At 67.8% G+C, this 19261-nt stretch carries 15 protein-coding genes; 10 read left to right on the top strand and 5 right to left on the bottom strand.

The window, feature by feature from the left end:
* Positions 1-19: 19 nt before the first annotated feature.
* From ACAM58_RS00450 to rsmA, 3 genes are read left to right on the top strand one after another with little or no spacing between them, the layout of a single operon-like run.
* A complete protein-coding gene (locus tag ACAM58_RS00450) occupies positions 20-2602 on the top strand; it encodes an LPS-assembly protein LptD (RefSeq protein ID WP_369663870.1) in 2583 nt (860 codons plus the stop codon).
* Between the two features lie 17 nt (positions 2603-2619).
* On the top strand, positions 2620-4029 hold the full coding sequence (locus ACAM58_RS00445; protein WP_015868013.1) for a peptidylprolyl isomerase: 1410 nt from the start codon (positions 2620-2622) through the stop codon (positions 4027-4029).
* Complete coding sequence (gene rsmA / locus ACAM58_RS00440) at positions 4029-4796, top strand: 16S rRNA (adenine(1518)-N(6)/adenine(1519)-N(6))-dimethyltransferase RsmA (protein ID WP_369663869.1); 768 nt, start codon at positions 4029-4031, stop codon at positions 4794-4796. Before ACAM58_RS00445 ends, rsmA begins: the two co-directional genes overlap by 1 nt.
* A gap of 358 nt (positions 4797-5154) precedes the next feature.
* Here rsmA and ACAM58_RS00435 read toward each other — a convergent pair whose 3' ends face one another.
* The 3 genes from ACAM58_RS00435 to ACAM58_RS00425 form a co-directional block, all read right to left on the bottom strand.
* Positions 5155-5586: a barstar family protein gene (locus ACAM58_RS00435; protein ID WP_369664516.1), complete on the bottom strand. Its 432-nt coding sequence runs from the start codon at positions 5584-5586 to the stop codon at positions 5155-5157.
* Between the two features lie 44 nt (positions 5587-5630).
* The gene (locus tag ACAM58_RS00430) at positions 5631-6041 is read right to left on the bottom strand and encodes a ribonuclease domain-containing protein (protein ID WP_015868010.1); all 411 of its coding nucleotides are present in this window, start codon (positions 6039-6041) and stop codon (positions 5631-5633) included.
* A 180-nt stretch (positions 6042-6221) separates the two neighbouring features.
* Positions 6222-8564 (bottom strand): NADP-dependent malic enzyme, encoded by a 2343-nt coding sequence (locus ACAM58_RS00425; RefSeq protein ID WP_369663868.1) that lies wholly within the window; start codon positions 8562-8564, stop codon positions 6222-6224.
* A gap of 165 nt (positions 8565-8729) precedes the next feature.
* Here ACAM58_RS00425 and ACAM58_RS00420 point away from each other — a divergent pair, with 165 nt between their 5' ends.
* The 7 genes from ACAM58_RS00420 to ACAM58_RS00390 all read left to right on the top strand — a co-directional run bounded on the left by ACAM58_RS00420 (position 8730) and on the right by ACAM58_RS00390 (position 17216).
* On the top strand, positions 8730-9779 hold the full coding sequence (locus tag ACAM58_RS00420; protein WP_015868008.1) for an SPFH domain-containing protein: 1050 nt from the start codon (positions 8730-8732) through the stop codon (positions 9777-9779).
* Between the two features lie 9 nt (positions 9780-9788).
* Positions 9789-11270, top strand: coding sequence for a DUF4178 domain-containing protein (locus ACAM58_RS00415; RefSeq protein ID WP_369663867.1), 1482 nt, complete (start codon positions 9789-9791; stop codon positions 11268-11270).
* 62 nt (positions 11271-11332) lie between these two features.
* Positions 11333-11551 (top strand): DUF350 domain-containing protein, encoded by a 219-nt coding sequence (locus tag ACAM58_RS00410; RefSeq protein ID WP_015868006.1) that lies wholly within the window; start codon positions 11333-11335, stop codon positions 11549-11551.
* Between the two features lie 14 nt (positions 11552-11565).
* Complete coding sequence (locus tag ACAM58_RS00405; RefSeq protein ID WP_369663866.1) at positions 11566-13110, top strand: polyamine aminopropyltransferase; 1545 nt, start codon at positions 11566-11568, stop codon at positions 13108-13110.
* A gap of 4 nt (positions 13111-13114) precedes the next feature.
* Positions 13115-14746: an FAD-dependent oxidoreductase gene (locus ACAM58_RS00400; RefSeq protein WP_369663865.1), complete on the top strand. Its 1632-nt coding sequence runs from the start codon at positions 13115-13117 to the stop codon at positions 14744-14746.
* 87 nt (positions 14747-14833) lie between these two features.
* Positions 14834-16192, top strand: coding sequence for an esterase-like activity of phytase family protein (locus tag ACAM58_RS00395; RefSeq protein WP_062363878.1), 1359 nt, complete (start codon positions 14834-14836; stop codon positions 16190-16192).
* A gap of 49 nt (positions 16193-16241) precedes the next feature.
* Complete coding sequence (locus ACAM58_RS00390; RefSeq protein WP_369663864.1) at positions 16242-17216, top strand: LysR family transcriptional regulator; 975 nt, start codon at positions 16242-16244, stop codon at positions 17214-17216.
* Here ACAM58_RS00390 and ACAM58_RS00385 read toward each other — a convergent pair.
* Positions 17158-18552, bottom strand: coding sequence for an aminopeptidase P N-terminal domain-containing protein (locus ACAM58_RS00385; protein WP_369663863.1), 1395 nt, complete (start codon positions 18550-18552; stop codon positions 17158-17160). The two genes, ACAM58_RS00390 and ACAM58_RS00385, sit on opposite strands and share 59 nt — an antisense overlap.
* Positions 18549-19259: a nucleotidyltransferase family protein gene (locus ACAM58_RS00380; protein WP_369664515.1), complete on the bottom strand. Its 711-nt coding sequence runs from the start codon at positions 19257-19259 to the stop codon at positions 18549-18551. Before ACAM58_RS00380 ends, ACAM58_RS00385 begins: the two co-directional genes overlap by 4 nt.
* Between the last annotated feature and the right edge of the window lie 2 nt (positions 19260-19261).

The raw sequence follows: 19261 nt of genomic DNA, 5'->3' as shown, positions 1-19261 counted from the left end.
CGATGCGGCGGGAGGCCTGATGAGGCGGCGCGTTGCCTTGCGGCGTTCCGGCCCGCCCCTGCCATTGGCCCTGTTGTCGCTGGCGCTGCTGCATGCGCACGGCGCCTCGGCCCAGCCGGCCGGGGGCCTCGATGGCCCGCTCACGCTCAAGCGCACGCCGCAGCTGACCGAAACGCAGCCGCCCGCCGAGCGCAGCCAGTTGCCCAGCCTGATCACCGGCGACCGCCTGTCGGGCCGCCAGGATCTCGAAACCGTGGTCGAAGGCCATGCCACGCTGCGCCGCGGCGAAGTCGCCATCACCGCCGACCGGCTCGAGTACTACCAGCCCGACGACCGCGCCAGGGCGCGCGGCAACGTGCGCGTCAACCAGGCCGGCAATGTGTACGAAGGCCCCGAGCTCGAGCTCAAGCTCGAGACCTTCGAGGGCTTCTTCAACAACGTGCGCTATTCCTTCCTTGCCACCGGCGGACATGGCGAGGCGCAGCGCATCGATTTCGTCGACAGCAACGTGTCGGTGGCCCGCACCGCCACCTACACCACCTGCCGCCGCGAGGACTTTCCGGGCTGGATGCCGGCCTGGCTGCTGTCTGCAGCCACGCTGACCACCGACACCGAGGAAAACGTCGGCGTGGCCACCGACGCGCGGCTGAGCTTCATGGGCATCAGCACGCCGCCGCTGCCGAGCGTGAGCTTTCCGCTGTCGAACGAGCGCAAGAGCGGCCTGCTGCCGCCCACGATCGGCATCGACAACACCAACGGCATCGAGATCTCGCAGCCGTACTACTGGAACATCGCGCCCAACCGCGACGCCACCTTCACGCCCACGCTGATGAGCAAGCGCGGCCTCAACCTGGGCTCGGAATTCCGCTACCTCGAGAAGGAATACAGCGGCAGCATCCGCCTGGACCTGATGGGCAGCGACCGCCTCGTGGGCCAGCGCTACAACGAAACGCGCGCGGCGCAGCTGCAGCAGCTCGCCAACGGGGAAATCCAGGCCTCGGCCCTGAATTTCGGCGCGCCGCCCAGCAGCAAGCGCTGGGGCATCTGGGCCAACCACCACCAGGATTTCAACGCGAAGGCGCTGGGGCTCGATTCGCTCTCGGCCAACATCAACATCAACCGCGTCAGCGACAACGACTACTGGCGCGACTTCACGCGCACGCCCACCCTGGCGCAGCGCCAGCTGACGAACGACGCCTCGCTCAACTGGAGCAAGGGCGACTGGAGCGGCGGCATCCGGGCGCTGCGCTACCAGACGCTGCAATACAGCCTGTCGCCGATCGTGCCGTCCTATGACCGGATGCCGCAGATCACGGCCAACTACAACAAGTACGACTGGCACGGCTTCGACGTTTCGCTGAACCTGGACTACACGCGCTTTCGCGTCAACACCATCCTGGCCGGCCAGCCGGGCTTCGACATCAACCAGCAGTCGCAGCCCGACGGCGACCGCGCCCTGGCCATTGCCACCATCAGCCGGCCGTTCATCACGCCGAGCTCCTTCGTCATCCCCAAGCTGCAGCTGAACACGGCTTCATACAACTACTACCTGCCGCAGTCCGACGTTCCGAGGCTCACCGTCAACGGAACCCAGTACGTCAACGGCGTGCCCTACAACCCGAACTCGCTGTATTTCTTCCCGACCTCGAGCAACCGGACGGTGCCGACCTTCAGCCTCGACAGCGGCCTGATCTTCGAGCGCGACGCGAACTACTTCGGCCGCGCCTTCCGCCAGACGCTGGAGCCGCGCGCCTACTACGTCTACACGCCGTTCCGCAACCAGAGCATGCTGCCGAACTACGATTCGGCGGCCAACGATTTCAGCTTTGCGACCATCTACACCGAGAACGCCTTCTCGGGTAACGACCGCATCTCCGACACCAACACGCTCACGCTCGGCGTCACCTCGCGCCTGATCGACCCCGACACCGGCGTCGAGGCGGCGCGCTTCGGCATTGCGCAGCGGCTGCGCTTCAGCGACCAGAAGGTCACGCTGCCGGGCGGCACGCCGGTGACCGACCGCGCGAGCGACCTGCTGCTGGGTGCCCAGATCAACTGGACGCCCAAGTGGAGCCTGGACACGGTCGTCCAGTACAACCCCGACACGCACAAGTCGGACCGCTCGGCCATCACCGCGCGCTACAACCCAGGGCCCTACCGCAACCTGAGCGCGGCCTTCCGCTACCAGGCGCCCACCACGCCCCTTGCCACCGACGGCAACAAGTCCTTCGACGTGGGCTGGCAATGGCCGCTCAACGACCTGTGGGGCGACAAGGGCAAGGACCTCGGCCCGGGCAAGGGCCAGGGCGGCGGGCGGTGGTACGCGGTCGGCCGGCTCAACTACAGCCTGCAGGACAAGAAACTCACGGACGGCGTGCTGGGCTTCGAGTACGACGGCTGCTGCTGGATCGGGCGCGTGGTGCTGCAGCGCATCACGACCGGCACGGTGACGGCCAACACCCGCATCATGTTCCAGCTCGAATTCGTCGGGTTCTCCAGCATCGGGTCGAGCCCGATGCAGACCTTGCGGACCAACATCCAGCGCTACCAGCCCCTTCGCCAGCCCACCGAAGGGCCGAGCCGCTTCACCAATTACGACTGAGACGATTGAGCAACGCCATGAAACACATCCGTTCCATCCTGACCCTGGGCTGCCTCGCGGCACTGGCCGCGGCCTCGGGCGCGCAAGGCCTGCGTCCCGGTGGCGGCAGCGGCATCACCGACATCATGCGCGCCGGTCCCCGGCTGGCGCCGCCGGCGCCGCGCACCGCGCCTTCCACCGCCGCGCCGGTGCAGCGCGCGGCCGAATACATCGTCGCACTGGTCAATTCCGAGCCCATCACCAACACCGAGGTGCAGTCGCGCGTCACGCGCCTGATCCGCGAAAACGCCGAAGCCGAGCGCGTGCCGCGCGCCGAGCTCACGCGCCTGGTGCTCGAACGCCTGATCTCCGAGCGCGCACAGCTCCAGCTGGCCAAGGAAAACGGCATCAAGGTGGACGAGGTCGCCATCGACCAGGCCGAGCAGACCGTGGCGCGGCAGAACCAGATCAGCGTCGAGGAGCTGCGCCGCCGCGTGGTGGCCGAGGGCATTTCGCAGCGCGAATTCCGCAACGACCTGCGCGACCAGCTGCTGCTCACGCGCCTGCGCGACCGCGAGGTCGAGTCCAAGGTCAAGATCAGCGACGCCGAGGCCGACGAATACCTGCGCGACCAGCGCAACGCCCCCACCAAGGACGCGGCGCTGCAGAACATCAACCTCGCGCACCTGCTGGTCGCCGTGCCCGAGAACGCCACCGAGGCGCAGGTCGCCACCTTGCAGCAGCGGGCCCAGGGCCTCGCGCAGCGCGCCCGCGCCGGCGAAGACTTCGCCAAGCTGGTGCAGGAGAACTCCGATTCGCCGGACCGCGCCAACGGTGGCGCCGTCGGCATGCGCACCGCCGACCGCTATCCATCGCTGTTCGTCGAAGCCACGCAGTCGACGCCGGTCAACGGCATTGCCGGCCCGATCCGCTCGGGTGCGGGCTTCCACGTGCTCAAGGTGCTGGCCAAGGCCCAGCTCGGCGCCACCGACGCCACCGTGACCCAGACGCAGGTGCGCCACATCCTGCTGCTCAACGACCCGAAGCGCACCACCGCCCAGGCCGTGGCGCAGCTCGCGGAATTCAAGCGCCGCCTGCAGGCCCGCACGGCCGACTTCGCCGGCCTCGCGCGCGACAACTCGCAGGACGCCAGCGCCAAGGAGGGCGGCGACCTGGGCTGGTCGCGCCCGGGCCAGTTCGTGCCCGAGTTCGAGGAAGCCATGGACCGCCTGGCGCCGGGCCAGATCAGCGACCCGGTGGTCTCGCGCTTCGGCGTGCACCTGATCCAGGTGGTCGGCCGGCGCGAATCCAAGCTCACGCAGGCCGAGCAGCGCGAAGCCGCGCGGGCCGTGCTGCGCGAGCAGCGGGTCGAGGAAGCCTTCAGCACGTGGGTGCAGGAAACGCGCGCGCGCGCCTACGTCGAATACCGCGAGCCGCCCCAGTCCTGATGGCACACATCGCCAGGAAGCGGTTCGGGCAGCACTTCCTGTCCGACGGCGGCATCATCGATGCCATCGTGCAGGAGATCGCGCCGCAGCCCGGCGACGCCATGGTCGAGATCGGTCCGGGCCTGGCGGCGCTCACCCAGCCGCTGGTCGAGCGGCTCGGGCGCCTGACGGTCATCGAGCTCGACCGCGACCTGGCCAAGCGGCTGCGCGAGCATCTGCAGCTCGAGGTCATCGAGTCCGACGTGCTCAAGGTCGATTTCGCCGCGCTGGCCGCCAGGTTCGCGGCGCCGCTGCGCGTGGTGGGCAACCTGCCCTACAACATCTCCACGCCGATCCTGTTCCATCTGCTGGGCTTCGCGCACCTGATCGCCGACCAGCACTTCATGCTGCAGAAGGAAGTGATCGACCGCATGGTCGCGCGGCCCGCCACCTCCGACTACAGCCGCCTGAGCGTGATGCTGCAGTGGCGCTACAGGATGGAAAACGTGCTGTTCGTGCCGCCCGAGAGCTTCGATCCGCCGCCGCGCGTCGACAGCGCCGTGGTGCGCATGGTGCCGCTGGCCGAGCCGCCGGCCGTGGATGCCGCCCGCCTGGGCGAGATCGTGCAGGTGGCCTTCAGCCAGCGCCGCAAGATCATGCGGCACACACTGGGCAAGTGGCTCGACGAGCACGGCTTCGCAGGCCAGTTCGATGCCCAGCGCAGGGCCGAGGAAGTGCCGGTGGCTGAGTACGTGGCCCTGGCCCAAGCGGTCCCGCCAAGCCCATAAAAAAGCCCGCCTTGGCAAAGGCGGGCTTTTGGCTTTGATTCGTGAACACCGCGGAACCGGCTTCGCCGGGCCGCAGGTGTTGCCCCCTCGAGGGGGAGGCGGCTACACGAAGCGAGCCGCTTCGGGGGTGGGCTCGTTCAGGCCGCCGCGAGCCAGTAGCCCGCGTTGAAGGGGCTGCTCATGCGCAATGCGAGCGGCGAGACGTCGACCAGTTTGTCGGTCGGCATCTTTTCGCCTTCGGGTTCCGTGCCGGCTGCCGCATTGGCGGTGTTGCCGTTGATTTCGATGCCATCGAGTGCTGCGCCGTTCGGCTGAGCCTCGTTCGCCCGTTCTGCTTGGCTGGTGTGTGCAGAACGGGCTACAGAAAAGAATAGAAGCAGCGGAACGGGACTTTCCGGTCTCCCCAGTAATCGGAGGCATCGCGGAAGATGTCGAGCAGCTGCTCGCGCGCTTCCTTGTCGAACTTGGCGTTGGCCGGGATCTGCTCGAGCACGATCACGAAGCCGGGCTGCGGGCCCGATTTATGCAACGGGTCGGTCATGCAGTCGTACAGCGCGTCGAAATTCTTGCCGAAATGCGCCGGAAAGGTGAACTGCTGGGCGATCAGGTCCAGAACGTCCTGCTTGGTCTGGGCGTTCCCCAGATTGGCGTACAGGAAGTGCTGGCCCGCGGCGTTGGCGGCTTCCTGCAGGTCGTTCACGCGGAACGCACGAATCGACTGCACGATGTTCGGGCGTACGGCACGAAGGGATAAAGTCATCTCCGCTGGTCTTTCCATAGTCATCATCATTTCTTCGGGGCGCTTCGGGGCGCCGCTCAAGTCGCTGTCATCGCTCATGGTGCAATCCGTCTGAAACTCGCGTAGTGGTCTGCCGTGTACCAGCAGGCCTCGGGTGTGGTGCGCTGTTCTCCGCCGCAGACAATGCGCCGTGCACCGCGATCGCGCGAGCCGGGCGTTGCCACCGTGTACTCGCGGTAGTGACCGCGCCGCGCGGGCGGCAAAAGACGCTCGCGGTTGCCAAATACCGTGCCGTCCTTTTCGAATCGGAAGGGGCCGCCACTCAGGATGGCTTCGTAGGTTCGCTGGCCCTGAACCGGCAGTTCGGACAGTGCAATCGATTCCTGGGCGGGCTTTCCGGTGCCGAACCATCCGCGGGCCTCGGCCCCCGTCGCCAATGCCACCAGCATCAAGCCGGTGAGCGCAAACTTAGTGACAGAGGACGTGATCGAGGCGTAAGCCGCCATGGGGCACCACAAGAAAAGAGCGGGGTTCCGAATTGGCAGCCAACCCTGGGGTTAACCCGCAAATTCAAGCCCGCGAGTGTGCACCACGCTGGCGAAAATAGCAAGCGACTGCCCAAAGTTTGAGCAGTCGCAAGGGGATCGAGTGGCGCTTTAAGTTGGCGGCCACTCTCGCCAAATGGCTTATCGCTCTGCGTTTGCGTCGGCGACTGTCAAGGCTGTCATGTTCACGATGCGCCGAACTGTTGCGCTGGCCGTGAGAATATGCACAGGTTTGGCGGCTCCGAGCAGCACCGGGCCGATCGCGATATTGCCGCCGGCCGCGGTCTTGAGCAGGTTGTAGGAAATATTGGCCGCGTCGATGTTCGGGAAAACCAGCAGGTTGGCGTCGCCCGCCAGCGCGCTGTGCGGCATGACGATCGCGCGCTGCTTGCTGTCGAGCGCCACGTCGCCGTGCATTTCGCCGTCCACCTCGAGCCAGGGCGCCTGCACGCGCAAGAGGTCGAGCGTCTTGCGCATCTTGACCGCGCTGGGCTCGTTGCTGGTGCCGAAGTTGGAGTGCGACAGCAGCGCGGCCTTGGGCTTGAGGCCGAAGCGCATCATTTCCTCGGCCGCCATGGTCGTGATCTCGGCCAGTTCCTCGGGCGAGGGGTCGTAGTTGACGTGGGTGTCGACCAGGAACACCTGGCGGTCAGGCAAGAGCAGGCCGTTCATGCAGGCGTACACCGGCACGTCCTGCGGCGTGCTTTCGCAGCCGCCGGGGCGCTTGCCGATCACCTGGTCGATGTAGTGCAGGTGGATCAGCGTGGTGCCCCAGGTGCCGCAGATCATGCCGTCGACCTCGTCCTTGTGCAGCAGCATGGCGCCGATCAGCGTCAGGCGGCGGCGCATCTCGATCTTGGCGGTCTGCACCGTCTGGCCCTTGCGCTCGGTCATGCGGTGGTAGGTCTGCCAGAAGTCGCGGTAGCGGTGGTCCTGCTCGACGTTGACCACGTCGTAGTCGAGCTCTTCCTTCAGCCGCAGGCCGAACTTCTCGATGCGCTGCGCGATGATGGCCGGGCGGCCGATCAGCGTGGGGCGCGCAATGCCTTCGTCGACCACGATCTGGGCGGCGCGCAGCACGCGCTCTTCCTCGCCCTCGCAATAGGCCACGCGCTTCTTCTGCGCCCGCTTGGCGGCGTCGAAGATCGGCTTCATCGTGGTGCCCGAGGCGTAGACGAAGCTCTGCAGGCGGTCGCGGTAGGCGTCCATGTCCTTGATCGGGCGCGAGGCCACGCCGCTTTCCTCGGCGGCCTTGGCCACCGCGGGCGCGATCTTCATCATGAGGCGCGGATCGAAGGGCTTCGGAATCAGGTATTCAGGCCCGAAAGTCAGCTTTTCGCCGACGTAGGCGGCCGCGACGCGCTCGCTCTGCTCGGCCTGGGCGAGATCGGCAATCGCGCGCACCGCGGCAATTTCCATCTCGTCGGTGATCGTGGTGGCGCCCGAATCGAGCGCGCCGCGGAAGATGTACGGGAAGCACAGGACGTTGTTGACCTGGTTCGGGTAGTCGGTGCGGCCGGTGGCCATGATCACGTCGGGGCGCACCGCATGGGCGTCCTCGGGAGCGATTTCCGGGTTCGGGTTGGCCAGCGCGAAGATCACGGGCTTGGGCGCCATCTTGGCCACCATGGCGGGCTTGAGCACACCGCCGGCCGACAGGCCCAGGAACACGTCGGCGCCCTCGATCACCTCGGCCAGCGTGCGCGCCGTGGTTTTCTGCATGTACTGGCGCTTGTCGTCGTCCATGAGCTCTTCGCGGCCTTCGTAGACCACGCCGGCCAGGTCGGTCACGAACACGTTCTCGCGCTGGAGGCCCACCTTGAGCAGCAGGTTCAGGCAGGCCAGCGCCGCGGCGCCCGCGCCCGAGGTGACCAGCTTGACCTCGTTGATGTCCTTGCCCGCCACCTTGAGGCCGTTGAGCATGGCCGCCGCCACGGTGATGGCCGTGCCGTGCTGGTCGTCGTGGAAGACGGGGATCTTCATGCGCTTGCGCAACTCGCGCTCCACGTAGAAGCAGTCGGGGGCCTTGATGTCCTCCAGGTTGATGGCGCCGAAGGTGGGCTCCAGCGCGGCGATCACCTCGACCAGCCTGGCCGGGTCCTTCTCGTCGATCTCGATGTCGAACACGTCGACGCCGGCGAACTTCTTGAACAGCACGCCCTTGCCTTCCATCACCGGCTTGGAGGCCAGCGGGCCGATGTCGCCCAGGCCCAGCACGGCGGTGCCGTTGGTGATCACCGCCACCAGGTTGCCGCGCGCCGTGTACTTGAAGGCGTTGGCCGGGTCCTTGACGATCTCTTCGCAGGGCGCGGCCACGCCGGGCGAATAGGCCAGCGACAGGTCGCGCTGGTTGATCATCTGCTTGGTGGCGGCAATGGCAATCTTGCCCGGCACCGGAAGCTCGTGGTACTCGAGGGCGGCGCGCCGCAGTTCGGCGCGCTTGTCTTCGGGCGTGGGGGTCGATGAGATCGTCGAATCGGACATGGGCCGTTGCTCCTGGTGGCGCTTCTTCTGGGGGCGCCGATTGTAGACCTCGGCCCGCGGCGCCATAGGCCGCATGGCGCAGATCGGCCCTGCCGAAAGCGCGCAGACCCGTCAAGACGATGTGGCAATATGCGCAATCCGGAAAAAAACCGACGAGGAGCAGCCATGGCCCTGATGGATTTCATCAAGAAACAGTTCATCGACATCATCCAGTGGACCGAGACCGGCGACGGCACGCTGGCCTGGCGCTTCCCGATGGCGGAGATGGAAATCCAGAACGGCGCCTCGCTCACCGTGCGCGAGTCGCAGGTGGCGGTGTTCGTCAACGAAGGCCAGGTGGCCGACGTGTTCGGCCCGGGCATGTACAAGCTCACGACGCAGACGCTGCCCGTGCTCACGTACCTGAAGAACTGGGACAAGCTGTTCGAGTCCCCGTTCAAGAGCGACGTCTACTTCTTCAGCACGCGCCAGCAGGTCGACCAGAAGTGGGGCACGCCGCAGCCCATCACCATCCGCGACAAGGACTTCGGCGCCGTGCGCCTGCGCGCCTTCGGCAACTACAGCTTCCGCATCGGCGATGCCAAGCTGTTCCACACCGAGATCTCGGGCACGCGCGACATCTACGGCGTGGCCGACCTCGACGGCCAGCTGCGCGGGCTGGTGCTGCAGAACATCAGCAACGCCATCGCGTCCAGCGGCGTGCCGTTCCTCGACCTTGCCGCCAACCAGATCCAGTTCGCCCAGGCGCTGGCGGCCCAGCTGGTGCCCGAGTTCGAGAAGATCGGCATCAAGCTCGAGAACATCACGGTCCAGAACGTCTCGCTGCCCGAAGAACTGCAGAAGATCCTCGACCAGAAGATCGGCATGGGCATGGTCGGCAACGACATGGGCAAGTTCATGCAGTACCAGACCGCGCAGGCCATTCCCAAGTTCGCCGAAGGCGCGGGCGGCGGCAGCGGCATCGCGGGCGATGCCATGGGCCTGGGCGCCGGCGTGGCGCTCGGCCAGGTGCTGGCGCAGAACCTCGCGCAAGGGCTGAGCCCGGGCGCGGCGGCACAGGCGGCCGCAACCCAGCAGCAGCCGGCCGTGGCCGTGGTGAGCCCGGCCGACGTGATGACCACGCTCGAGAAGCTCGGCGAGCTCAAGACCAAGGGCATCCTCACGCAGGAAGAGTTCGACGCCAAGAAGGCGGAACTGCTCAAGAAGCTGGTCTAAGCACCGGCAATGGCTGAGCAAGCAGGCGCCCAGCGCGCCTACCGTGCGCCCTGCCCTGGCTGCGGCGCACCGGTCGAATTCAGGTCCGCGCAATCGGCCTTCGCCGTTTGCCCCTACTGCCAGAGCACCGTCGTGCGCCAGGGCGAGACGCTCGCGCGCGTCGGCAAGATGGCGGAGCTGTTCGACGACTTCAGCCCGCTGCAGCTGTTTGCCGCGGGCCGCATCCAGAACCAGCCGTTCACCATCGTCGGCCGGCTGCAATACAGCAACCCCGGCGGGCGCTGGACCGAGTGGATCGCCGCGCTGGACGGCGACCGCACCGGCATCCTGAGCGAGGACAACGGCGCCTACGTGTTCGCGCTGCCCTTCGAGCTGCAGCGCGCCGCGCCGCCGCCCACGGACCTGCGCGTGGGTGCCACCAGCGCATTCAACGGCCAGAGCTACACCGTCTCGTCGAACGAGCAGGTGGCGCTGCTGTCCGCCCAGGGCGAACTGCCGCACCTGCCCGAGCTGGGCCGCCCCTTCCCGATGGTCGAGCTGCGCAGCGACAAGGGGCTGGTGCTCAGCATCGACTACGGCACCGAGCCGCCGGGCGCCTACCTGGGCCGCTCGGTGCAGCTGGAGGACCTGCAGCTCACCGGCCTGCGCGACGAATCCGCCAAGGACGAAAAAGGCCGCGCCTTCAATTGCCCCAATTGCGGCGCGCCCGTCACCGTCAACCTGGCCGACAGCAAGAGCATCACCTGCGGCTCGTGCAACAGCATCATCGACCTGTCGCAGGGCATCGGCGGCGAGCTGAAGCACGCGGTGCAGGACGAGCCCGTGCGCCCGCTCATCCCCATCGGCAGCACCGGCCAGCTGCAGGGTGCGCAATGGCAGGTGGTGGGCTTCCAGCACCGCATGGGCGTGGAGCCCGGCGACGACGAGCACTTTGGCTGGAACGAATACCTGCTGTACAACAAGAAGCGCGGCTTCAGCTTCCTGGTCGATGCCGAGGACGGCTGGAGCATGGTCAAGCCGACCACCGGCGCGCCGGTGATGGCCGAGAACGGCAGCAGCGCCAGCTACCTGGGCAAGCGCTACACGCAGCAATACGCCTACAACGCCGAGACCACCTACGTGGCGGGCGAGTTCTACTGGCAGGTGGAGCGTGGCCAGAAAACCTTCAACCGCGATTTCGCGAGCGGCAACGCGCTGCTGTCGATGGAGCGCTCGGCCAACGAGCTGACCTGGTCCTCGGGCAGCAAGCTCGACAGCGGCCTGGTGTCCGCCGCATTCAAGCTCGACGACAAGAAGGACATGTTCGCGCGCGGCGATGCGCTGCCGGTCAGCGCCGCATCGGGCCTGGGCTGCGGCACCATCATCCTCATCGTGATCGTCATCATCGTGCTGCTGGTCATCCTGAGCACCTGCAGCGGTGGCTCGTCCGGCGGGTCGCGCAGCTACGGCGGCTCCTACGGCGGCTATTCGAGCGGCGGCGGCCACAAATGAACAAGCGCAACATGGCTTCGCGCTGATGTCATCCACTACTGCAACTACGACTGGAGGTCCCCATGGGATTTGAATGGCTGAAACCGGGCGTGGTCCTCGGATCGCTCGTGTATGCGCTGCTTGGCGTGCTGATCTTCTGGCTCTGCTTCCTCATCATCGACAAGCTCACGCCATACGACCTCTGGGGCGAGATCGTCGAGAAGCAGAACGTGGCGCTGGGCCTGGTGGTGGCCGCCATGAGCCTGGGCATCTGCGTCATCGTGGCCGCAGCGATCCATTGAGCGGGGAGGCGGCCGTGTCCGCGCATTCCGCCGATGCGCGCGGGCCGCAGCCGGTCGAGATCGCGCTGCTGGCCAGCGTGTTCGTGGTCGCGGCCTGCGGGCTGGTCTACGAGCTGACCGCGGCCGCGCTGAGCTCGTACCTGCTCGGCGACTCGGTGCTGCAGTTCAGCACCATCATCGGCACCTACCTGTTCGCGATGGGCGTGGGCTCGTGGCTCTCGCGCTTCTTCGAGCGCCAGCTGCCGGCGCACTTCCTGCGCATCGAACTGCTCGTGGCGCTGGTCGGCGGCGCGCTGCCGGCCGTTCTCTTCCTTGCGAACGCCTACGTGCCGGGCGCGTTCCGCCTGCTGCTCTACGGGCTCGTGGTGGTGGTCGGCACGCTCGTGGGGCTCGAGATCCCGCTGGTGATGCGCATCCTCAAGCGCAACATCCAGCTCAAGAACCTGGTGTCGCAGGTGCTCACCTTCGACTACCTCGGCGCGCTGGCGGTGTCGGTGGCCTTTCCGCTCATCCTGGTGCCGCAGCTGGGCATGATCCGCACCGGCCTGCTGTTCGGCATCATGAATGCCGCCGTGGCCGTGTGGGCGCTGTGGCTGTTCCGCCATGAGCTGCGCCGCATCGGCGCGCATGCGCTGGCCTGCCTGCTGGCGCTGGCCGCGCTGGTCGGCGCCTTCGCCGGGGCCGGCCACATCACCACGCTGGCCGAGGACAAGTTCTACCAGGACCGCATCGTGTTCAGCGCCACCTCGCCCTACCAGCGCATCGTGGTCACGCGCGGGCAGCTCGGGCACCGGCTGTTCCTGAACGGCAACCTGCAGTTCGCCGAGCGCGACGAGTACCGCTACCACGAGGCGCTCGTCCACCCGGTGATGGCCGCGCAGGGCGCGCCGAAGAAGGTCGCGGTGCTCGGCGGCGGCGACGGCATGGCGGTGCGCGAGATCCTGAAATATCCCTCGGTCGAATCGGTCACGCTGGTGGAGCTCGATCCGAACATGACCCAGCTCTTCACCGCGCACGAAACGCTGGCGGCGCTCAACGGGCATTCGCTGTCTTCGCCGAAGGTGAAGATCGTCAATACCGATGCGTTCCAGTGGCTGCAGCAGCCTGGGGATATTTTTGATGTGATCGTGGTGGACTTTCCCGACCCCACCAACTTCGCGATCGGCAAGCTCTACACCAACAGCTTCTATGCGCTGCTCGAGAAGCGCCTCTCGGCGAGCGGCTACGCGGTGATCCAGACCACTTCGCCGCTGGTCGCGCGCAAGAGCTACTGGACCGTGGCGGCAACCATCGAGTCGGTCGGCCTGCAGGCGACGCCCTACCACGCGCATGTGCCGAGCTTCGGCGAATGGGGCTACATCATCGCGAGCCGGCGGCCGTACCGCATGCCCGATGCGCTGCCTTCGGGCCTGCGTTTTCTCTCGCCTTCCACCTTGCCGCTGATGTTCGACTTTCCGCTCGACATGGCGCGCGTGCCGGCCGAAGTGAACCGGCTGTCGAACCAGACCCTTGTCACCACCTACGAGCAGGAGTGGGGCAAGGTGATCACGACGCACTAGGGCCATGCAGCGGCGCGATTTCCTCAGCGTGGCCGGTGCGGCGGGTGCCCTTGCGCTCTCCGGCTGCGAGGCCCCGCCGCCGCCCATCGAAGGCGGCTTCACCGGCATCGACGTGGCGCGCGGCCATGCGCTGCGCGATGGCGCGCTCAAGGGCCCGTCTCCGGCAAGCGTCGAGCGCACGCGCGTGGTGATCGCCGGTGGCGGTGTCGCAGGCCTCGCCGCCGCGCGCGCACTGCGGCTCGCGGGCATCGAGGACTTCGTGCTGCTCGAGCTCGAGGATGCGGCAGGCGGCAATGCGCGCGGCGGCATGGTCAGCGGCATTGCCTGCCCGCTCGGCGCGCACTACCTGCCGACGCCCGGCGACGATGCGCGCGAAGTGCAGGACCTGCTCGAGGAACTCGGCCTGCGCCGGCGCGTGGCGGGCCGCTGGGAATACGACGAGCGCCACCTCTGCCACAGCCCGCAGGAGCGGCTGTTCTTCCGCGGCGAATGGCAGGAAGGCCTGCTGCCCGTGCATGGCGTCGGCGCCGAGACGCATGCGCAGTACCGCAAGTTCGCGCAGCGCATCGACACGCTGCAGCACGCGGCGCACTTCGTCATTCCCACGCTCAAGGCCGACGTCACGCCCGAGCTGCTGGCGCTCGATGCCGTGAGCTTCGCGAACTGGCTCGACAGCGAGGGCTTCGGCGATGCGCAGCTGCGCTGGTACCTCGACTACTGCTGCCGCGACGACTACGGCGCGGGCATCGAAGAAGTCTCGGCCTGGGCCGGCATCCACTACTTCGCGAGCCGGCACGGCTTTCACGCGCCGGGCTCGTCGGGCAGCAGCGCCGATTCGAATGCCGAGCGCGACGGCGTGCTGACCTGGCCGGAGGGCAACGGCTGGCTCACGAAGCGGCTGGCCGGGCCGCTCGGCGATCGCCTGCACACGGGCCAGGCCGTCACGCGCATTGCCGAGCTGCGCGGCGGCGTCGAGGTCGACGCATGGGACGCCGCGTCCAAATCATTGGTGCGCTGGCAGGCGGAGCGCTGCATCGTCGCGCTGCCGGTGTTCATCGCCGCGCGCGTGGTCGAGAACGCGCCGCAGGTGTTGAAGAACGCCGCCGCGCAGCTGCGCTATGCCCCTTGGCTCGTGGCCAACGTGCACCTGCGCGGGCCGCTCGCCGACCGCCCCGGCGCCGCGCCGAGCTGGGACAACGTGATCCACGGCACGCGCGGCCTCGGCTATGTCGACGCGCGCCATCAGACGCTCGACCCCACGCCGCGCGGCACCGTGCTGAGCTGGTACCGCCCGCTCGGCCCGAGCCGCCATGACGGCGCCGACGGCCGCCGCCTGCTGCTCGACCGCCCCTGGACCGGCTGGCGCGACGACCTGCTCGCCGAACTCTCGGTGCCGCATCCCGATCTGCCTGCGCTCGCGACGCGCATCGAGATCACGCGCTACGGCCACGCCATGTCGATCCCGCGGCCGGGGCTGCTCGCGCAGATCGGCGCGCAGCGCATGCCGCCGGACGCGGCGCACCGTGGCCGCGTCGTCGCGGGACGGCTTTCGTTCGCGCATGCCGACTGGTCGGGCTACTCGATCTTCGAGGAGGCGTTCACGCGCGGGCACGTCGCGGGCGCGGCGCTGGGCTGAAGCCGCAGGGGCCTGCCGGCCATGTCATGGCCGCGTCACGCGTGGCCGGCATGGTCTCGCGTTTCGACACGGAACCTCTCTTTCCCAATGACGCGTCCTGCCTCTTTCATTTCTTCTTTCATCGCGCTGGCCGCCGCGCTCGCCTGCGGCCATGCCGCTGCACAGACCGCCTTCCCCGCCACGCTCGCGGGCCACGCCGTGCTGCCCGCGCAAAGCTTCGTCGCTGCGCCCAAGGACGCGCCCGCCGACCTGCAGGTGAGCGGCAAGTTCACCTCGGGCAAGCGCGTGGAGGCGGTGGGCACCATCGAAGGCCTCTCCGGCGGGCGCGGCACCGGCGTCTCGCTGCCCTTCAAGGGCCAGCCGCTGCAGGGCCACTCGGGCATCAAGAAGATGGACGACGGCACGTTCTGGATCCTCACCGACAACGGCGCCGGCGCCAAGGCCAACTCGCCCGACTTCATGCTCTACCTGAACCACTACAAGGTGGACTTCAAGAGCGGCAGGTTCAACCGCCTGAACACCATCTTCCTGCACGACCCGGACAAGAAGGTGCCGTTCCGCATCGTCCATGAAGGCACGAAGCAGCGCTACCTGACCGGCTCCGACTTCGACCCCGAGAGCTTCCAGTTTGCCGGCGGCGCACTGTGGATCGGCGAGGAGTTCGGCCCCTTCCTGATCAAGGCCGATCTGAAGGGCAAGGTGCTCGCGGTGTTCGACACCGAGGTCGACGGCAAGGCCGTGCGCTCGCCCGACCATCCGGCGCTCACCACGCCGGGCGCCCCGGGCGGCACGGTCGATTTCCAGGTCAAGCGCTCCAAGGGCTTCGAAGGCATGGCGGCCTCGAAGGACGGCAGCAGGCTCTACGCGCTGCTCGAAGGCCCGGTGTGGAACGCCGAGGCCAAGGACTACGAACGTGTCGACGGCAAGGAAGCGCTGCGCGTGCTGGAGTTCGACGTGGCGTCTGAAAAATGGACCGGCCGCCACTGGAAGTACCCGCTCGAAGCCAACGGCCACGCCATCGGCGATTTCAACATGATCGACGCGACCACGGCGCTGGTCATCGAGCGCGACAACGGCGAAGGCACCAGCGACAAGGCCTGCCCCGAGGGCCAGAAGCGCAGCGACTGCTTCCACGACATCGCCAGGTTCAAGCGCGTCTACAAGATCGAACTGAGCGATGCCAACGTGGGCGGCGCGGTGCGCAAGATCGGCTACATCGACCTGCTGAACATCGCCGACCCGGCCAGGCTCGCGCGCAAGCCGCTGAACGACGGCGTGCTCAAGTTCCCGTTCTTCACGATCGAGAACGTCGACGTGGTCGATGCCACGCACATCGTGGTGGGCAACGACAACAACCTGCCGTTCTCCAGCAGCCGCGAGCCCAACAAGGCGGACGACAACGAGCTGGTGCTGCTCGAAGCCGGCGCGCTGCTGCAGGCCAGGTAGGCGGCGCCGGCGCGAGCCGCCGGCGGAAGCGCGTCCTCATAATCCGCGCATGTCCCCCGAACTGCTCCCCGCGATCGCCGCCTTCGCACGCATTGCGCACCACGCCAGCTTCACGCGGGCTGCGCAAGAGCTGGGCGTATCGCCCTCGGCCCTGTCGCAGACCGTGCGCACGCTCGAGGGGCGGCTGGGCGTGCGCCTGCTCGACCGCACCACGCGGCGCGTCGGCGTGACCGAGCTGGGCCAGCAATTGCTCAAGGGCGCGCAGCCGGCGCTGGCCGCGCTCGCGCAGGCGGTCGAAGGCCTCGACGAGGCGCGCGACAAGCCGGCCGGGCTGCTGCGCCTGAACGTCGCGCGCGTGTCGGCCGAATTGCTGCTGAACCCGCACTTCGCGGACTTTGCCGAGGCCTATCCCGACATCACGCTGGAGCTGGTCTGCGACAACCGCATGATCGAACTGGTCGAAGGCGGCTTCGATGCCGGCATCCGGCTTGGCGAAAGCCTGGCGCAGGACGTGGTGGCGCTGCCGGTGGGTGGGCCGCAGCGCATGGTGACCCTGGCGTCGCCGCGCTACCTGGCGGGGCGCAGGCCGCCGAAGACGCCCGAGGACCTGCGCGAGCACCAGTGCCTGAACTATCGCCTGACCACGGGCGCCCTCTATCGCTGGGAATACGCGCAGGACGGCCGCGTGCTCGATGTCGAAGTGGCCGGGCCGCTGATCAGCAACGACGGCGATGTGCTGCTGGCCGCCGCGCGCGACGGCGCGGGCATCATGGTGGCCTTCGAAGGCATGGTGCGCGGCGACCTGGAAAGCGGACGCCTGGTGCCGTTGCTCGAGCCCTGGTGGCCCACCTTTCCGGGCTTCTACCTGTACCACCCGAGCCGCGCGCAGATGCCGCGCAAGCTCAGGGTGTTCATCGACTTCCTGCAGGCGCGGCATGCGCCGCCGCCGGTGTCGCAGCGCGCCGTCAAGCTCGCATCAGCGCCTCGATCTCGTCCGCCTTCACCGGCACGCCGCGCGAAATGAGTTCGCAGCCGGTGGCCGTGACGATCGCGTCGTCCTCGATGCGGATGCCGATGTTGTGGAACTGCTCGGGCACGCCCTCGGCGGGGCGCACGTAGATGCCGGGCTCCAGCGTCAGCACCATGCCGGGATGCAGGATGCGGCTCGGCCGGTTCTTGATGACTTCGTTGGACAGCGGGTCCTTGCGCTCGCTGACCTCGCCGACCTGCGTGGGCTCCACGTAGCTGCCGCAGTCGTGCACGTCCATGCCGAGCCAGTGGCCGGTGCGGTGCATGTAGAACTGGAAGTAGGCGCGCGAGTCGATCACGTCGTCGACGCTGCCCACCTTGCCGGCATCGAGCAGGCCCAGGTCGAGCATGCCCTGCGCCAGCACCTTGACGGCCGCATCGTGCGGATCGTTGAAGCGGTTGCCGGCCTTGGTGGCCGCGGCCGAGGCGTCCTGGCTGGCCAGCACCAGGTCGTACAGCGCGCGCTGCGGGCCGCTGAACTTGCCGTTGGCGGGGAAGGTGCGGGTGATGTCGCTGGCGTAGCCGTCGAGCTCGCAGCCGGCGTCGATCAGCACCAGCTCGCCGCTTCGCACCGGCGCTGCGTCGGCGCGGTAGTGCAGCACGCAGGCATTGGCGCCTGCCGCCACGATGGAGCCGTAGGCCGGGTACTGCGAGCCGCCCAGGCGGAACTCGTGCAGCAGCTCGGCATCGAGGTGGTACTCGCGCACGTCCTTGCCTTCGCGCAGCATGCGCGCCGACAGCTGCATCGCGCGGACGTGGGCGCGCGCGCTGATCTGCGCGGCGCGCCGCATGATGTCCTGCTCGTGGGCGTCCTTCACCAGGCGCATTTCGTCGAGCGGGCCGCACAGGTCGTGCAGTTCCTCGGGGCACAGCGCGCCGTAGCGCACGCGCGCGCGCACCGATTGCAGCCAGCCGTCGACGCGGGTTTCAAGGCCCTTGTGGATCGCGAACGGAAACCACACGGTCGACTTGTTCTCGAGCAGCTTCGGCAGCCGGGCGTCGAGCTCGCCGACCGAGAAGGCCTCGTCCACGCCAAGCGCCGCGGGGGCCGCGTCGGGGCCCAGGCGATAGCCGTCCCAGATCTCGCGCTCCAGGTCCTTGGGCGCGCAGAACAGCATGCTGCGGCCGTCGCCCGCGAGCACCAGCCAGGCGTTGGGTTCGGTGAAGCCGGTCAGGTAGTAGAAGTAGCTGTCGTGCCGGAACAGGAAGTCGCTGTCGCGGTTGCGCTGGCGCTCGGGCGCGGTCGGGACGATGGCGATGCCGTCCTTGCCCAGTTGCGAGGCGAGGCGCGCGCGGCGCTCGGCGTAGATCCGGTTGTCTTCTGAGGTCATCTTGGCGTGTTCAGTTGAAGAAGCCGTTCGGGCGTTCCCACATCGGTCCAGGGACCGGCATAGAGCTCGGCGCTCACGCGTTCATTGTCCATCGCGGCGCGCAGGATCGGGGCCAGCGGGGCTTTGGCGCCCGCCGGGTTGCCGGCCGGGATGCCGCAGTAAGGCGGCGCGAAGAGTGTGGCCCGGTAGAGGCCGATGGTCGAGAAGGTGTATTTCTCGGCTGCCTGGTTCAGTGCGAGCCCGTCGGCCGAAAGACCGAAGTCGCCCTTGAGGTTGTGCGCCGGGTTCGGCACCAGCCACAGGTGCGCCAGCTTGCCGCTGGCCGCGAAGCGGTCCACCGAGGCCTGCGTGAAGACGAAATCCGGCGCGAACACGTCGCCGGCCGCCACCCAGAAAATCTCGCCCAGTTGCGGCAGGGCGCGCACGATGCCGCCGGCCGTCTCGAGCGCTTCGCCGAAGTCATGGCCTTCGTCGGAGTATGAAATCGATAGCGCAGGGTGCCCATCCAGCAAGGCATTGAGGCCGAAGCGGCTGGAGATCTTCTCGCCGAGCCAGGCGGTGTTGACCACCAGTTCGGTGAAGCCGCCGGCGGCCAGTGCCTCCATCGGCCACTGCATCAGCGGCTTGCCGCGCACTTCGAGCAGCGGCTTGGGCAGGCTGTCGGTCAGCGGCCGCATGCGCTCGCCGCGGCCGGCGGCCAGGATCATCG

It is taken from the genome of Variovorax sp. V116, assembly GCF_041154435.1.
Lineage (GTDB): Bacteria > Pseudomonadota > Gammaproteobacteria > Burkholderiales > Burkholderiaceae_C > Variovorax > Variovorax paradoxus.
The sequence above is the reverse complement of the archived record's forward strand: the minus strand, read 5'-3'. Positions and strand labels throughout refer to the sequence as shown.

Coding starts and splice junctions, on each gene's coding strand:
- ACAM58_RS00450 (WP_369663870.1), top strand. CDS start 20: ATGAGGCGGCGCGTTGCCTTGCGGCGTTCCGGCCCGCCCCTGCCATTG.
- ACAM58_RS00445 (WP_015868013.1), top strand. CDS start 2,620: ATGAAACACATCCGTTCCATCCTGACCCTGGGCTGCCTCGCGGCACTG.
- rsmA (WP_369663869.1), top strand. CDS start 4,029: ATGGCACACATCGCCAGGAAGCGGTTCGGGCAGCACTTCCTGTCCGAC.
- ACAM58_RS00435 (WP_369664516.1), bottom strand. CDS start 5,586: ATGATGATGACTATGGAAAGACCAGCGGAGATGACTTTATCCCTTCGT.
- ACAM58_RS00430 (WP_015868010.1), bottom strand. CDS start 6,041: ATGGCGGCTTACGCCTCGATCACGTCCTCTGTCACTAAGTTTGCGCTC.
- ACAM58_RS00425 (WP_369663868.1), bottom strand. CDS start 8,564: ATGTCCGATTCGACGATCTCATCGACCCCCACGCCCGAAGACAAGCGC.
- ACAM58_RS00420 (WP_015868008.1), top strand. CDS start 8,730: ATGGCCCTGATGGATTTCATCAAGAAACAGTTCATCGACATCATCCAG.
- ACAM58_RS00415 (WP_369663867.1), top strand. CDS start 9,789: ATGGCTGAGCAAGCAGGCGCCCAGCGCGCCTACCGTGCGCCCTGCCCT.
- ACAM58_RS00410 (WP_015868006.1), top strand. CDS start 11,333: ATGGGATTTGAATGGCTGAAACCGGGCGTGGTCCTCGGATCGCTCGTG.
- ACAM58_RS00400 (WP_369663865.1), top strand. CDS start 13,115: ATGCAGCGGCGCGATTTCCTCAGCGTGGCCGGTGCGGCGGGTGCCCTT.
- ACAM58_RS00395 (WP_062363878.1), top strand. CDS start 14,834: ATGACGCGTCCTGCCTCTTTCATTTCTTCTTTCATCGCGCTGGCCGCC.
- ACAM58_RS00390 (WP_369663864.1), top strand. CDS start 16,242: ATGTCCCCCGAACTGCTCCCCGCGATCGCCGCCTTCGCACGCATTGCG.
- ACAM58_RS00385 (WP_369663863.1), bottom strand. CDS start 18,552: ATGACCTCAGAAGACAACCGGATCTACGCCGAGCGCCGCGCGCGCCTC.
- ACAM58_RS00380 (WP_369664515.1), bottom strand. CDS start 19,259: ATGATCCTGGCCGCCGGCCGCGGCGAGCGCATGCGGCCGCTGACCGAC.